Origin of the sequence: Pedobacter sp. Bi27 (assembly GCF_918698255.1) — a bacterium.
Classification (GTDB): Bacteria; Bacteroidota; Bacteroidia; order Sphingobacteriales; family Sphingobacteriaceae; genus Pedobacter.
Window position 1 is genome coordinate 36,754 of the sequence record NZ_CAKKMW010000014.1, and the last position, 17,042, is coordinate 53,795.

At 44.3% G+C, this 17,042-nt stretch carries 7 protein-coding genes; 2 read left to right on the plus strand and 5 right to left on the minus strand.

What is annotated here, in order from left to right:
• Positions 1-57: 57 nt before the first annotated feature.
• Entirely contained in the window at positions 58-852 is a 795-nt protein-coding gene (locus tag LQ227_RS25085) for a carbonic anhydrase (protein ID WP_230151823.1), read from the minus strand.
• Positions 853-1,180: 328 nt separating this feature from the next.
• Positions 1,181-1,570 (minus strand): nuclear transport factor 2 family protein, encoded by a 390-nt coding sequence (locus LQ227_RS25090; protein WP_230151825.1) that lies wholly within the window; start codon positions 1,568-1,570, stop codon positions 1,181-1,183.
• 536 nt (positions 1,571-2,106) lie between these two features.
• On the opposite strand from LQ227_RS25090, the gene LQ227_RS25095 reads away from it, so the two are divergent.
• Positions 2,107-4,167, plus strand: coding sequence for a sulfatase-like hydrolase/transferase (locus LQ227_RS25095; RefSeq protein WP_230151827.1), 2,061 nt, complete (start codon positions 2,107-2,109; stop codon positions 4,165-4,167).
• Between the two features lie 393 nt (positions 4,168-4,560).
• The gene (locus LQ227_RS25100) at positions 4,561-7,104 is read left to right on the plus strand and encodes a heavy metal translocating P-type ATPase (RefSeq protein ID WP_230151829.1); all 2,544 of its coding nucleotides are present in this window, start codon (positions 4,561-4,563) and stop codon (positions 7,102-7,104) included.
• A gap of 865 nt (positions 7,105-7,969) precedes the next feature.
• Here LQ227_RS25100 and LQ227_RS25105 read toward each other — a convergent pair.
• The 3 genes from LQ227_RS25105 to LQ227_RS25115 all read right to left on the minus strand — a co-directional run.
• Complete coding sequence (locus LQ227_RS25105) at positions 7,970-9,928, minus strand: OmpA family protein (RefSeq protein WP_230151838.1); 1,959 nt, start codon at positions 9,926-9,928, stop codon at positions 7,970-7,972.
• A gap of 20 nt (positions 9,929-9,948) precedes the next feature.
• On the minus strand, positions 9,949-10,923 hold the full coding sequence (locus tag LQ227_RS25110; protein WP_230146484.1) for a type IX secretion system membrane protein PorP/SprF: 975 nt from the start codon (positions 10,921-10,923) through the stop codon (positions 9,949-9,951).
• A 44-nt stretch (positions 10,924-10,967) separates the two neighbouring features.
• Positions 10,968-17,042 (minus strand): gliding motility-associated C-terminal domain-containing protein (locus LQ227_RS25115; protein WP_230151840.1); only part of this gene is annotated, 6,075 nt, incomplete at its 5' end.

The window sequence follows — 17,042 nt, forward strand, 5'->3', positions numbered from 1 at the left end:
TACGCCTCGGGGCTTATGAATATTCCCGTATTTATAAAGTAAACGAACTTAGATTATTTAGCGTTTTTTGCCGGGAAGGTTCTGCATCGTTTCTTTTAAAAATTCTACTTTTCCTGTATGAATATCGTACACGGCCCCTACAATCAAAATTTCTCCTTTTGAATATTTGCTGTGCAGGATTGGATCTAGATCCCTTAATACATTTACCTGATCGATCACATTTTGCCTCACAGCATTATTCAACGGATTTCCAGCCATTTTTGCGGTTTTTGCTACAGCTGGTTTAATTTCATTTATCAAGGTAACTATATGGCCTGGAACATTTTCCGGCCGTTCTACTGCAGCGGCTACTGCGCCACATTCTGAATGGCCCAAAACCACAATTAAGCGGGTATACAATTTAAGTACCGCATACTCCATGCTACCGTAAGATGCTGCTGATGAAACCTGTCCGGCAGTTCTTATGATAAAAAGATCACCTAAACCCTGATCAAAAACCACTTCGCTGGGAACCCGAGAATCAGAACAGCCTACGATGGTTGCAAAAGGCTTTTGTCCAAAGCCCAATTTTTTTATGGTTTCTGCACTTTGCCTAGGGCGGGTAGATCTGTTCTCGACGAATCTTTTGTTTCCTCCCATTAGTTTTTTTATTGCAAGGAGTGGATTTTTGAATGCAGAATCACGGTCGACCAGGTAATGGTCATTATCCCATTTTATGGTATCAGTCTTTGATTGTTTTTCATTTACGGGCGTGGCTGATTTGACATTCTGGGCAGATGCAGAATGCTGAAGGTAAAGTAATGTAGTCAATCCCAATAGGATTGTTTTCAGGCTTAAAATCGTGTTTTTCATTAAAAGTAATAAGTTATTTTTTTATGTCTGGGAGTTAAACCGGCAGCATACATGCTTCACAGCCGTTATCTATCAGTTAGATCTGAGTCTTTTGATGCAACAATGTTACATTAAATCTATGGTTTTACCTAATAAACAATTATTGCTTAGGAATAGGATCATTAGAAGTAATTTAACCAGTTATAGGCAAATAAAGTTAGCCCCTAAGGGCTATTCTTATGGGAACACATCCCCTTAATTAAAAGCTTTATGAATTTGGGTGTGCTAAAAGAGGGCATTCAATAGAATGCCCTCTTTAAAATGCGTCTTAGTAAAATTGCGCACCACGTTATTTTCCCCAGAACTTGTTTTCAAGCTCCTGATCATCAGAAAACAACCATACATTTATGATTTTACCATCTTTTACCTCGAATAGATCTACGCCTGTCATATCCATAGTCCGATCTTCGATAGTACCAGTAAAGTTAACAGGTAACGCTGCCATATTGCCATTGATCATCAGGTTCCCGATTGGTTTTAGGGCAAAAGTGCCTTGGGTAGCTTCCATCATTCCACCAACCATTTCACCAATTTCTTTAGGTCCAGTTTTTAATCCGGCAAATTGATGCGATCCTGGCTGGTGCCATTGCGCATCTGTACTAAAGTAGGAAAATGCAACAGCTATATCGCCTTTACCTAAGGCTTCCAAATAAGCAGTAATAATTTCTTTCGGCATCATATATTTAAGTTTTTCTATAAAGTAAGCCTATATATCACTATCGAACAAGTACTTACTGGTTAGTTGGGTACTTACCTGAAGGTTAGATATACTGGTAATCAGATCAAAAAAAAATAGAAATAATTATGCATTTGAATCCAAACTGCTATAGACCTTATTATTCAAGGCAATTAGCGATCAATAAAAATAATGAATCATAATCATTAAAATAACTATCTTAATCTAAATTTATAGTGTTTTGAGTTCAGTCTTAGCAATAAAAAGGGAACAGATGTCCCTGCCAATAGTATCATTACCATTCAAAACGGAGCAACTGCGGGTTATATCTCCTATTTGGGCATACCTCCAAGTCCATTTCCAAAATACTATTACTTATATCCGATTCCATCAAACCAAATTGTGCTCAATTCAAATCGTGCAAAATCCAGGATGGAAATAATCCAACAATCAGTAATTACCGCCCATTAAATTTATGAAGGTAATTTTCTTCATACATCATTTATTGTCTTTTTTATTTTCGTTCCTTTATCCTTAATATGAAAAACCGTAAAAGCAAAGCGCTGATTTTTAGTTTCCTCATCATTGCTTTTTTCTCAATCAATGCCAATGTATGTGCGCAGCAAAAACCAAATATCATTTACATTTTAGTGGATGATCTTGGTTATGGCGATCTTGGCATCCTGTTTCAGAATCAAAGGGGCAAAAGCCTTCCTGCTTTAATGTCCCCACATTTAGATGAAATGGCAAAATCAGGAGCTATATTGACCCAGCATTATGCAAATGCTCCGGTATGTGCACCATCAAGGGCATCTTTAATAACTGGCGTCAACCAGGGTAATGCCACCATCCGGGATAATCAGTTCGATAAAGCGCTGGAAAACAATCATACCATAGCTACGGTATTAAAAAATGCAGGTTATACCACGGTTGCCATAGGGAAATGGGGTTTACAGGGAGCCGATGAAAAACAAAAACCAAACTGGCCTGCACATCCTTTAAAAAGAGGTTTTGATGATTATTTTGGGTATATGCGCCATGCAGATGGCCATGAGCACTATCCTGTGGAAGGTATATATAGAGGCAAAAAAGAAATTTGGGCCAACTATAAAGAAGTTTCCGAAGGATTGGAAAAGTGTTATACCACCGATTTATGGACTGCAAAAGCAAAGGATTTCATTATAAATTTTGAGAAGAAAAAACCTTTTTTCATGTATCTGGCTTACGATGCACCACATGCAGTACTCGAGCTGCCAACCCAAGGGTACCCAACAGGTGGTGGGCTAAAGGGAGGACTGCAATGGACCGGTCAAAAGGGAAAGATGATCAATACCGCCTCTGGCACTGTTGATAGTTATGTTCATCCTGATTATGCAGCTGCTACTTATGATGATGATAAAGACCCAAATACCCCGAAGGTTCCATGGCCAGATACCTATAAAAGATATGCAACAGCGGTAAGACGTCTTGACGATGCCGTTGGCGATATCAGAAAATTATTGTCAGATTTAAAAATCGATGATAATACACTGGTTGTTTTCACCTCTGATAACGGTCCATCGATAGAATCTTATCTACCCAAGTCTTTTGTAGCTGTTAAACCCACTTTTTTCAGTAGCTATGGTCCCTTTGATGGAATAAAACGTGATTGTTGGGAAGGTGGGGTGCGTATGCCCTCGTTAGCGGTTTGGCCGAAACACATTCCCGCAGGCAAAGTGGTAAATACTCCCTCAATGCTCTCCGATTGGCTACCCACCTTTGCAGGAGCCGCTAAAACCTTTGCACCGGTAAGGACAACTGGTGTATCCCTGCTTCCTTCATTAACCAATATCGGAAAGCAGGAAAAAGCTTTGGTATATGGTGAATATTTTGAGGCTGGTAATACACCGGACTTTGATCAATTCGAACCTGGACATGCTGGCAGAAAACGCAATCAGATGCAGCTGATCAGAATAGGAGATTTTGTGGGGGTGCGATATAATATCAAATCAGCGGATGATAAGTTTGAAATTTATAATGTAGTAAAAGATCCAAAAGAAAAAAATAACCTGGCCGGTCAAAACGGTTTCGAGAAACTGCAAGCTAACATGAAAGCTAAGGTATTGCAGCTAAGAATTTCAGATCCAGATGCATTGCGTCCTTATGATGATACACCGGTACCTGGTATAGATGTTCCGAAAAACGCGAAAAAAGGCATAAAATGGTCGTTTTTTAAAGGAGATTTCCAATTTATACCGTTATTAAATGCTCAAAGTGCTGATCAATCTGGTCTTACTAAATCACCCGTTCCAATTAAAACGGCAAAAGGAATGATCATGTATAAAACCTTTATCAAAATCCCAAAAAGAGGATTATATACCTTTAAACTTGTTTCTGACAACCGCGCATTTGTCAAGCTTCATCAATTTAATTTACTCGATGCAGATTTTGGTTATAAAACTGGCGAAGTTATTCAAAAGAGCGTCACACTTGATGAAGGATATCACCCACTTACCATTTATTATTTAAAAGATCAAGATGCAAAAAAAGGGTTCAAATTGCAATTTAAAGCTGCATCTGGAACATGGGAAGATTTAGGAGAGAAAAATTGCTTTTATTAGTGCGAGGTTATCCATCACAATAGCCCGATAATTTGCATTGTGGTACTTTGAGCACAACCCATGCGGCGGTTGTGCCAAGCCATGAACTTACAACCATCCTGTAGAATTATGGCAATGAAATCTTTTATAAGAAGCTATTTATAATTATATAAAAGATAAGGAAAATTGTGTAAGGCTAATTGCAGGTCCTTGTATAGATTTGTGATGTAAAAATTAACATTGAGCGCTTTTAAATGTAGGTTCCCGCTAACTACATTGCCCGGAACCGGCTGAACGTAAATATATCCGACTTTGCAGGACTAAAAAACCCTGGGGGCAGACTGGTCACTTGAGCAAATTGAATATTATGTGCTAGTCTCAGTTATTAACCTTAGATCCTTAAGCATTAAAAACATGGAACATCGCTATAAAATAACCGGAATGAGCTGTCAGGGCTGCAGGGCAAAAGTTGAAAATGCACTAAACTCCATTGATGGCATTTCTGCAAAAGTATCCCTGGATCCGTCTGAAGCCATTATTAGCATGGAAAAACATTTCCCAACCGAGAAATTGCAAAAGACACTATCTGCGGTGGGAAATTACAGTATTGAGATGGGATCTCATGAAAAAGGGGTTTCAAAAACACCCGGGCAAATAAATAGTGTTCATCATGCATCAGCATACAAACATAATTCACCGGCTAAAAAAAACAATATAAACAAAGGAGGAGAAGTGTTCTATTGTCCGATGCATTGCGAAGGCGAAAAGACTTATCCAAGAGCGGGGCATTGCCCTGTATGCGGAATGGACCTGGTGAAACAGCCCGTAAAGATCCGGTCGTCACAGTTTACCTGTCCGATGCACCCCGAAATTATCAGGGATAAACCAGGAGCATGCCCGATCTGCGGCATGGATCTGGTTCCTACCGGAGCAGTTCTGGAAGAAGAAGATAAAACTTATGATTCGCTGCTCAGAAAGTTTAAGATTGCAGCAGCCTTTACAATACCCATTTTTATCATTGCAATGACGGAAATGATTCCCAATAACCCACTGTTTGATTTGCTGGAACTTAAATACTGGAACTGGATTCAGTTTGGACTATCCATTCCTGTAGTTTTCTATGCTACCTGGATGTTCTTTCAGCGTGCCTGGATATCGGTGATAACCTGGAAACTGAATATGTTTACCCTTATAGGAATAGGTGCGGGAGTAGCCTGGCTTTTCAGTCTGGTCGCACTGATTTTCCCCGATATTTTCCCTGCCCAGTTTAAAACGCACCACGGAACGGTCTTTGTTTATTTTGAAGCCGCAACGGTAATCCTGACATTGGTACTGCTCGGACAACTTTTAGAGGCCAGGGCGCATGGAAAAACCAATAGTGCCATTAAGGAACTATTGAAACTAGCCCCAAACACCGCTACAAAAGTGATTGGGGATAAGGAAGTGTCGGTACCCATTGAAGACATCCAGAAAGGAGATCTGCTGAGGGTAAAGCCTGGAGAAAGCATTCCGGTAGATGGCAGCATTGAGACCGGAGAAGCGGTAATTGATGAATCGATGATTTCAGGAGAACCGGTTCCTGTGGAGAAAAAAACAGGCGAAAAGGTAACTTCGGGAACAATCAACGGAAATAAGACTTTTGTAATGGTAGCGGAAAAGGTAGGCTCGGAGACCCTCTTATCCCAGATCATCGAAATGGTAAATTCCGCCAGCCGCTCCAAAGCGCCCATCCAAAAGATGGCCGATAAGATCTCCGGGTATTTCGTTCCGGTTGTGGTGCTCATATCCATTATAACATTTTTATTATGGGCATTATACGGTCCCGATCCGGCTTATGTTTATGCCTTTGTAAATGCGATAGCAGTATTGATTATTGCATGTCCCTGCGCGCTGGGGCTTGCGACACCGATGTCTGTAATGGTGGGCGTTGGCAAGGGTGCACATTCAGGCATCCTGATAAAAAACGCGGAATCGCTGGAGAAAATGAATGTTATTGATGTAGTTGTCATAGACAAGACCGGAACGGTAACCGAAGGTAAACCTTCGGTTGAAAAAGTGGTTAGCGTAAATTCAAACTTTACCCAAAAGGATATTCTTGAAAAAATTGTGGCTTTGAACAGCAGCAGTGAACATCCACTGGCACAGGCAACTTTACGTTATGGCGAAGAAAACAAGATAGAGGTCAAGCCCCTAACAAGCTTTGAGGCCATCACGGGAATGGGCGTAACAGGCAATTTGGGATCGGAGACACTGGCTTTAGGCAACCAGAAATTAATGGAGCAGGTTAAAGCGGTAATAGATCCTGAATTAAAAGAGCAGGTTAAGGCTGCTCAAAAAGCGGGCAAGACGGTCTCTTATCTGTCTGTAGGAGAAAAAGCTGTCGGATATGTTGTAATTTCTGATAAGATCAAGCCTTCGAGTGCATCCGCAATTCAAAAACTCCAAAATGAGGGCATAAAGGTCATGATGTTTACCGGCGATAATGACGATACAGCTAAAGCAGTTAGCGAAACGCTGAAATTAGACGGCTATAAAGCCCAGATGCTTCCTGAAGATAAATTAAAGGAAATAAAAAGTCTCCAGGCTGAAGGCAAGAAAGTGGCAATGGCGGGAGATGGAATTAACGACGCCCCTGCACTTTCCCAGGCTGATATCGGCATAGCCATGGGAACAGGAACCGATGTGGCCATACAAAGCGCCGGGATCACCCTTGTGAAAGGAGATTTAAATGGAATTGCGAAAGTAAGGCTATTAAGCCATAAAGTAATGGCAAATATCAAAGGCAATCTCTTTTTTGCACTTGGATACAATATTGTGGGCATCCCGGTTGCTGCCGGCATGCTGTATCCGTTTTTTGGGATACTACTCTCGCCAATGATCGCAGCCCTCGCAATGAGTTTGAGTTCCGTTTCCGTTATCCTCAATTCCCTGCGCCTGAGGAATGCAAATATTGATTGATTTTTTAGCAACGGGCAAACTGGACGACAACTTCCTGATAAGAGGAAAAATTAGCTGGAAGATGGATAGGTATCTATATTGGCCATTAGGCCATAACCAAATGGGGATCAATATTTATTAAAATCTTAAATTTATTAACGATCGCAACTGGTAAATCCTTTAAAATAGTAATAACTTATTTTTAGAACAGTCTACTATGCATGTAAACTGGCAAGGTGGCTCAGATAAATTGCTGTTACACATTTTCTGACAACTTCTGCTTCTAGCTGGTGTACTTATTAAAAATGGGATTTACCTTTTGAAAAGTTTAATAAATAGCCCAATCATATAATGCAAAGTATGGTACCGCCTTTGTCTCGCCGAAAGTAATAATGAACTTCGCCGATACGATTATACCTGTCAATAGCGATGACTCTTCCCTTTTTACCGCGTTCATCTATAAGAAGGTCCCCTATCCTGATACGCATGAGAGAATCATGATCTGTCATGTTTCTTTTGATTACATACGTTTGCCTTCGCATAAAATTCAAATTGATTTTGAACATGAAACAATTAAATGAGTGTGAGAGAAAAATTTAGCTATATTAACTTTAGTGAAAAAAGATAGCTACCTAAAAAATCAGGTAGCTATCCATTAATCGTAAATTCAGCATTAGGGTACGTTCAAGAAGCTATGTTTTTGTATTTAGCTTTGTGACCATTTTTATATATGTCTCAAAGGCATTTTGCGAATGAAGACAAGAAGCCTTCAACGCTTTCTACGACGTTTTTTACTGTCCCATTCTGATCTTAAAAAATTCACATATAGTAAAATCATGGTGGCGAAAAACACAATAACCACACCAATCAGTACCTGTCGCATCCATTAATATTTAGTAATCTTAAATTCAGTTCTTCTGTTCAGCTGGTGCTGCTCTTCTGAACAATCCACCCCATTTTTGCAGTTATTAACAGGTTCAGATTCACCATATCCCTTGGCAGTAATCCGGTTACGGTTTATTCCCCGCGAAATAATATAGGCAACCGCCGATTCTGCTCTGCGCTGCGACAACTGCTGGTTATATCTGTCGCCCCCTCTGCTATCGGTATGCGATCCAAGTTCGATCCAGATGGTTGGATTTTCCTCCATGATCTGTACAAGTTTATCTAATTCCAAAGCAGCATCCTTGCGGATATTCGATTTATCGAAATCATAATAAATGTTTTCGATCCGGATGCCCTGGTTAAGTTTTATACGCTCAAGATTTAGGTCTATACGAACAGTTTGCTCATGCGCCGAAGGTTCCATCACGGTTTTGACCTCGCTCCGGAAATCTGTTTTCTCGCCACTGATTGTATAGCTGGCCAGTGGAACCTCAAAACTAAAAGATCCGTCTTGGGCTGATTCAACAGACAGTCGTTTGCCGCCCGGACCAACTAAAGTCATTACTGCTCCTGGCAAAATCCGGCCAGTTCCTTTTTCAAAAACTCTTCCTGCTATTAAATAGGTTGAACCCATCTGTATTGACACGCTATAGATATCATCACTTCCCTTTCCTCCGTCGCGGTTTGAGGAGAGATATCCTGGCGATTGGGCGCTGGACGGAAAATAAGCCAGGTCATCCTTCGGAGAATTAAACGGGTATCCCAGGTTTTGAATACTTGTTATTTTATCGGCATGAGTAATAACCCTAAAAACATCAAGCCCGCCCATTCCAATATATCCGTCGCTTGCAAAATACATATTGTTGTGCTCATCAAACGAAACTGTTCGCTCGTTCCCAGCTGTATTGATTTCCTCTAAATTCACCGGCCTGCCCCAGTCTCCCGACTGCGTTTTAGTGCAGACGTAAAGATCTGCTCCGCCCTTGCCTCCTGGCATATTTGAGGAGAAATAAAGACTTTGCCCATCGGCTGAAATGTAGGGGTCGCTGAGTGAGTATTCGGCTACGTTGTTAAAGGGAAAAGGAATTGGCTTCTGCCAGCCACCTTGCCCATCATTTTGTGAGGAGTAAATCTCAACATTTACCGTAGCAGGTTCCTTTCCGCTCCGTTTAGTCCTTTCTGGGATCCTGGTCATGGTAAAGAAAATAAGTTTTCCATCTCCTGTGAAGCTTGCCGGCCCTACATGATACTCAGAACTACCGGAAATGGGTATCACTTTTACACTATCCTGCCCTATATGCTGCGCATATAATTTAAGGTATCCGTTTCCTGTCCAGCCATAAATATCCTTATCGGGTCGCTTTGCACCGTCGAACTTTAAAAACGGCCTGTTTGCCGCTGTTGTTTCTGAATGAGCATTGCGGTCGGATGCAAAAACAATCTGCCCGGATTTTTGAACAGCCCCCCAGTCAGACTGAGAAGAGTTGAGCGCAGATACATTCATAAGCTCAATGGGTCTTGGATTGCGCATCCATTTTAGTGCAGAGTCACACGAGCCCAGCCATAAGTTGCGCTGCCGTTCAGTCACTTCGCTATGGCGGTCTATGTAACGCTGAAACTGGGACTTTGCTTCAGAATATTTTGCGTTGTGCTGTAGGGCACTGGCGTATTTCAGGATATTTTGATCATTGCTTCCGGGCATGGCAGAGGCAATCGCATACCAGCTTTCCGTCTGTTTGTAATCGTTCATGTACCCATAGGCCGAAGCCAACCGTTCTGCCGTGCGCAGAACTGCTTTCTTGCGGTAGGCCTGCTCGTATAAATCTGCCGCCTTGCTAAAATTAAATAAATCATATTCCGTGTCGGCCTGCTTGAGGATATATTGAGCTGATGCCGGGTGGATAACCGTAAGGGTGATTATCGTAGCTGCAAAACAGGCCAGTAAGTGTTTGTTGTTCATGATTCCTTGCTAAATAGTGATTAAAATACCCTTGGGGTGGCCATTCTGATGTTCGGTTTGATAAAGGAGTATCCAATGGATATCTCGTGTGTGCCACCACTGTAGCCTTGTAGCGGCCCGACTGAAAAGTCGTATGCATAACCGATCCGTATCTTTTCCGACGGAAAGAACTGCAATGCGGCAACAGCTGAATTGCGCATGCTCAGATCTTTTTGAAGATGGCTTTTATCATAAAGCTTTACTCCGGTGCGGTAAGCACCTCCCACCCAGAAAACATCCTTGATCATCAGAAATGCATTTACGTCGAGGCTTGTAGGTCCTCCTCTGTCATCTTTGATCAAAAATGAAGGTTTGAGCTGAAAGGATTCGTTCAGCGGCAGTAACATTCCGGCCGTCAGGTAAAAATGTGGCTTGGGCTGTGGAATAAACGCATAGCGGTCGATATTAACATAACTGGCGATCAGATTATCAGCAGATAACCCGGCATAGAAACGGTCATTGGCAAAATAAACCCCTGCACGCGCATCGGGTACGATCGTACGCTGAACGTCTACAGGCTGGTTGGGTTCAGGGTTATTTGGGTTGAGCATTGCGCCATCGATACCAAGCTGCACCATGCCCACACCAAGCCCCAGTGAAAGCCTGGAACTTCCGTCATCGTTCATTTTGATGCGATAGGCATAGTTTCCGTAAATACTCAGGTTGTTCTGCGCACCAAGTTTGTCGGAAGCCACCTGAAGGGCAAGACCAACGTTACCACTATTGGCAATTGCATCAACTGCTAATGCAAGACTTTTGGGCGCACCGTTGATGCCTGTCCACTGGCTCCTGTAAAAAGTGTGCGCATTCAGTACTTCTTTATAGCCGGCATATGCTGGATTTATATAAATCCCATTGAACATGTACTGACTGTACTGAGCATCCTGTTGTGCTGAAACTGTTCCGGCAACCAGCACTAGTGCGCAGGTTATTGATATAATAATTCTTTTCATCATTGTCTTATCTTAGGAGCCGGCAATGCCGGCTCCTCAACTTCTTATTATTTTTTAAAGGCCCTGATCAATGTGATGTATCCCTTAAATACCTCAACTTCACTTCCCTCAGTCCGTTTTACACGTAACAGGTAGAAATAAGTTCCTTCGTTCAATCCTTCTCCTGTCCAGGTATTGTTATAGCCTTTGGCATGGAATACCTCATTACCCCAGCGGTTTACAATTGTAAGTTCGCTAGACTGATACTGGTTCAGGCCGATGATCTCGAAGGTGTCGTTAATTCCGTCTCCATTTGGCGTAAACAGGTTTGGCACCTTGATGGCATTAAAGTCAGCAGTTATCTTAACTGAAGCTATATTGGTATAATATCCATCTTTATCTTTCACCCTATAGGTAAACTCGTCGCCTCCTGTATATCCTGCACGTGGCTCATAGCTAATCGTACCATCAGAATTGATTTTTAGCGTGCCGTTTTTCGGCTGAGCAGTAATCTCAATGCTGCTAAGGTCAAAACCTGAATTTTTAGCATCATCATTGCCCAGCACCGGTATTTTCACGATCTGATTTGCCTTGGTAGAGGCAACATCATCCACCGCTACCGGAGATGGAGTTACAGGGGTTACGGTTGGTTTGTCATTGGTACTGTCAGAACCAGATACATCACCTACATGTGTGCCTTCCGGAGTTAGCGCATCCACCTTAGCCGTATTACTCACGCTACCTAAATCTCTGTCTGCCTGACTCAATTTATAAACCACGCTATGGCTGATCGATTGTCCAGGTAACAGCCCTGTAGGCAGCGGCAATAAAAGACCTGAAATTCCAGCCTTGGCATCATTCAGTCTAACCGAAGTTAAAGTCGTCATGCCTGTATTGGTGATTGTAAAGGTATAGTTGATTGAATTACCGGATACCACCGCTGTTTTAACAAGCGCGATTGACGAACGCTGTGGCATAAGGGTTTGTGTAGGCTGATCATTATCCTCAGCTGTACCCGAGCGGTCTGTCACCTTGTCTCCTGAAGGTGAACTGGCAATAACCTCAGCAGTATTCTCTACTTTTCCGTTGTCCCTGTCTGCCTGGCTTACCAAATAAGAGTACTGGTATGAAACCTCGGCTGCAGGTTCCAGTCTGGTTGCTACAATTACATTCAACGACAGTTTATTATCTGTAAGCGTAACAGGTGCCAGCTCAACATTTCCTGTGTTTCTGATCTTAAACGTATAAACAATATTGTTTCCATCTGTACTTAGCACTCCAGATTTCACCAGTGAAATTGCTGGTTTTGCAGTAATTATTGTCACAGTTGGATCGCCAGCTGCAGGAGTTGATGGATCATCAGAATCAACTACCACTGTCCCTCCCTTAGGATCTGTTCCTGAAGCGGTAGCCTGGTTGGCAAAACGGCCGCTGTTTACATCAGCAAGAGTAAGGGTGTGCCTTGCAGTCACAGTAACCTGAGCGCCTGGCTGCAACACCGCGATGCCCAAAGGAATAATGCTTCCTGGATCTGCTTTTGCATCAGTAATGGTGACATTCTTTAAAGTCACATTACCGGTGTTGGTAACAATTAATTTATAATTAATTACATCCCCTACTTTAGTCGCCACATTTGTTGCTGTCTTCGTAAGGCTCATCGATGGAGCAGCCGGGATAATGGTTACCGTAGGATCATCTGGTGTAGCTGTTGAAGGATCATCAGAGTCCTTGTCCACACCATTACCTTTAGGGTCTTTGCCCGTAGCCTTAGCCTGGTTAGTCACCCTTCCCCCGTCGAGATCCGACTGGGTCATTGTATGCACAGCAGTTAAGGTAACCGAAGCACCCGGTGCAAGGCTTGCTACAGGAGAACCTGTAACTATTGCATTGGCATCGCTTACTGCGACATTGCTTAAGGTAACATTACCGGTATTGGTAAGCACTAAGTTGTATTTAAGTTCAGCACCAACTGTATTCGGTACCGTGCCGTTCACCGATTTTGCAAGGCTCATCGATGGAGCAGCAGGGATAATGGTTACTGTAGGATCGTCTGGCGTTCCTGTTGAAGGATCATCAGAATCCTTGTCTACACCATTTCCTTTAGGGTCTTTGCCCGTAGCCTTAGCCTGGTTGATTACACTTCCCCCGTCGAGATCCGCTTGGGTCATCGTATGCACAGCAGTTAAGGTAACCGAAGCGCCCGGTGCAAGGCTTGCCACAGGAGAACCTGTAACCACAGCATTGGCATCGCTTACTGCGATATTGTTTAAGGTAACATTACCGGTATTGGTAAGCACCAGGTTGTATTTAAGCTCAGCACCAACCGTGTTCGGTACCGTGCCGTTCACCGATTTTGCAAGGCTCATCGATGGAGCGGCAGGGATAACGGTTACCGTAGGATCATCAGGGGTTCCTGTTGAAGGATCATCAGAATCCTTGTCCACACCATTCCCTTTCGGGTCTTTGCCCGTAGCCTTAGCCTGGTTGGTCACACTGCCACCGTCGAGATCCGATTGGGTCATTGTATGCACAGCAGTCAAGGTAACCGAAGCGCCCGGTGCAAGGCTTGCTACAGGTGAACCTGTAACCACTGCATTGGCATCGCTTACTGCGATATTGCTCAAGGTAACATTACCGGTATTGGTAACGATTAAGTTGTATTTAAGCTCAGCACCCAAAGTATTCGGTACCGTGCCGTTCACCGATTTTGCAAGGCTCATCGATGGAGCAGCCGGGATAATGGTTACTGTAGGATCGTCAGGGGTTCCTGTTGAAGGATCATCAGAATCCTTGTCCACACCATTACCTTTAGGATCTTTGCCCGTAGCCTTTGCTTGGTTGGTCACACTGCCACCGTCGAGATCCGATTGGGTCATCGTGTGTACCGCAGTCAAGGTAACAGAAGCGCCCGGTGCAAGACTCGCTACAGGAGAACCTGTAACCACAGCATTGGCATCGCTCACCGCGATATTGCTCAAGGTAACATTACCGGTATTGGTAACGACTAAGTTGTATTTAAGTTCGGCACCAACAGTATTCGGTACCGTGCCGTTCACCGATTTTGCAAGGCTCATCGATGGGGCGGCAGGGATAACGGTTACCGTAGGATCATCAGGGGTTCCTGTTGAAGGATCATCAGAATCCTTGTCCACACCATTCCCTTTCGGGTCTTTGCCCGTAGCCTTAGCCTGGTTGGTCACGCTGCCACCGTCAAGATCCGACTGGGTCATTGTATGCACAGCAGTTAAGGTAACAGAAGCGCCCGGTGCAAGGCTTGTTACAGGAGAACCTGTAACCACAGCATTGGCATCGCTCACTGCGATATTATTTAAGGTAACATTACCGGTATTGGTAACGATTAAGTTGTATTTAAGTGCTGCACCGACCGTATTCGGTACTGTGCCGTTCACCGATTTTGCAAAGCTCATCGATGGAGCGGCAGGGATAATGGTTACCGTAGGGTCGTCAGGGGTTCCTGTTGAAGGATCATCAGAATCCTTGTCCACACCGTTACCTTTAGGGTCTTTGCCTGTAGCCTTAGCCTGGTTGGTCACACTTCCTCCGTCGAGATCCGACTGGGTCATCGTATGCACAGCAGTTAAGGTAACCGAAGCACCCGGTGCAAGGCTTGCTACAGGTGAACCTGTAACCACTGCATTGACATCGCTCACTGCGATATTGCTCAAGGTAACATTACCCGTATTGGTAAGCACTAAATTGTATTTAAGTGCTGCACCAACTGTATTCGGTACCGTGCCGTTCACCGATTTTGCAAGGCTCATCGATGGAGCAGCAGGGATAATGGTTACTGTAGAATCGTCAGGAGTTCCTGTTGAAGGATCATCAGAATCCTTGTCTACACCACTTCCTTTAGGGTCTTTGCCTGTAGCCTTAGCCTGGTTGGTCACACTTCCTCCGTCGAGATCCGACTGGGTCATTGTATGCACAGCAGTTAAGGTAACAGAAGCGCCCGGTGCAAGACTCGCTACAGGAGAACCTGTAACCACTGCATTGGCATCGCTTACTGCGATATTGTTTAAGGTAACATTACCGGTATTGGTAACGATTAAGTTGTATTTAAGCTCAGCACCGACTGTATTCGGTACCGTGCCGTTCACCGATTTTGCAAGGCTCATCGATGGAGCAGCAGGGATAATGGTTACTGTAGGATCGTCAGGAGTTCCTGTTGAAGGATCATCAGAATCCTTGTCCACACCGTTACCTTTAGGGTCTTTGCCCGTAGCCTTAGCCTGGTTGGTCACGCTGCCACCGTCGAGATCCGACTGGGTCATTGTATGCACAGCAGTTAAGGTAACCGAAGCGCCCGGTGCAAGACTCGCTATAGGAGAACCTGTAACCACTGCATTGGCATCGCTCACTGCGATATTGCTTAAGGTAACATTACCGGTATTGGTAAGCACTAAGTTGTATTTAAGTTCAGCACCAACTGTATTCGGTACTGTGCCGTTCACCGATTTTGCAAGGCTCATCGATGGAGTGTATACAATCGGTGTAACCGTACAGCCTGGGCATGCAGGCGTTGGCGGCGTAACCGGATAGTTCGGATCAGTTGGCGACAATGGTGTCGGATCCACCGAAGTGGTTGTGATATTGTTATTTTTAGGGTCTTTTCCGGTAACGGTCGCCACGTTGAACACACCTCCGTTATCAATTTCCGCCTGTGTTAAGGTATGGAAACCAGTGAAAGTACTATTGTCTGAAGCACCTACCGCTAAACTTGCGATCGGACCGCCAGAAATCGTAGCATTTGCATCGGTAACCGTCACATCTGTTAAGGTTACGTTGCCTGTATTGGTCACCACGAAAGTGTAGTTGATACGGTCACCTGCATCTACCTTACCGTTCGTGTTGAAGTCGTTGTAAGAACCGTCCTTCGCCAGGGTCATTGCGCCTGTGTGTACAATCGGTGTAACTGTACAGCTTGGACATGCAGGTGTTGGCGGTGTAACCGGATAGTTCGGATCGGTAGGTGACAATGGTGTCGGATCCACTGAAGTGGTCGTAACCGGTCTGTCCTTCGGATCTTTTCCGGTAGCGGTAGCCACGTTGAACACACCTCCGTTATCGATCTCCGCCTGTGTAAGTGTATGGAAACCGGTGAAAGTGCTGTTGTCTGAAGCACCTACCGCTAAACTTGCGATCGGACCGCCAGAAATCGTAGCATTTGCATCGGTAACCGTCACATCTGTTAAGGTTACGTTGCCTGTATTGGTCACCACGAAAGTGTAGTTGATACGGTCACCTGCATCTACCTTACCGTTCGTGTTGAAGTCGTTGTAAGAACCGTCCTTCGCCAGGGTCATTGCGCCTGTGTGTACAATCGGTGTAACTGTACAGCTTGGACATGCAGGTGTTGGCGGTGTAACCGGATAGTTCGGATCGGTAGGTGACAATGGTGTCGGATCCACTGAAGTGGTCGTAACCGGTCTGTCCTTCGGATCTTTTCCGGTAGCGGTAGCCACGTTGAACACACCTCCGTTATCGATCTCCGCCTGTGTAAGTGTATGGAAACCGGTGAAAGTGCTGTTGTCTGAAGCACCTACCGCTAAACTTGCGATCGGGCCGCCAGAAATTGTAGCGTTTGCATCGGTAACCGTCACATTTGTCAAGGTTACGTTGCCTGTATTGGTCACCACGAAAGTGTAGTTGATACGGTCGCCCGCATCTACCTTGCCGTTCGTGTTGAAGTCGTTGTAAGAACCGTCTTTCGCCAGGGTCATTGCGCCTGTGTGTACAATCGGTGTAACCGTACAGCTTGGGCATGCAGGCGTTGGCGGTGTAACCGGATAGTTCGGATCGGTAGGCGACAACGGTGTCGGATCGATCGAAGTGGTCGTAACCGGTTTGTCCTTCGGATCTTTTCCGGTAGCCGTGGCCACGTTGAACACGCCTCCGTTATCGATCTCCGCCTGGGTAAGCGTATGGAAACCGGTGAAAGTGCTGTTGTCTGAGGCACCTACCGCTAAACTTGCGATCGGGCCACCAGAAATGGTTGCATTGGCATCGGTAACCGTCACATTTGTCAAGGTTACGTTGCCTGTATTGGTCACCACGAAAGTGTAGTTGATCCGGTCGCCCGCATCTACCTTACCGTTCGTGTTGAAGTCATTGTAAGAACCGTC

What these genes read in the sequence shown, in the direction of transcription:
- LQ227_RS25085 (WP_230151823.1), bottom strand. Translation starts at nt 852, where the DNA reads ATGAAAAACACGATTTTAAGCCTGAAAACAATCCTATTGGGATTGACT.
- LQ227_RS25090 (WP_230151825.1), bottom strand. Translation starts at nt 1,570, where the DNA reads ATGATGCCGAAAGAAATTATTACTGCTTATTTGGAAGCCTTAGGTAAA.
- LQ227_RS25095 (WP_230151827.1), top strand. Translation starts at nt 2,107, where the DNA reads ATGAAAAACCGTAAAAGCAAAGCGCTGATTTTTAGTTTCCTCATCATT.
- LQ227_RS25100 (WP_230151829.1), top strand. Translation starts at nt 4,561, where the DNA reads ATGGAACATCGCTATAAAATAACCGGAATGAGCTGTCAGGGCTGCAGG.
- LQ227_RS25105 (WP_230151838.1), bottom strand. Translation starts at nt 9,928, where the DNA reads ATGAACAACAAACACTTACTGGCCTGTTTTGCAGCTACGATAATCACC.
- LQ227_RS25110 (WP_230146484.1), bottom strand. Translation starts at nt 10,923, where the DNA reads ATGATGAAAAGAATTATTATATCAATAACCTGCGCACTAGTGCTGGTT.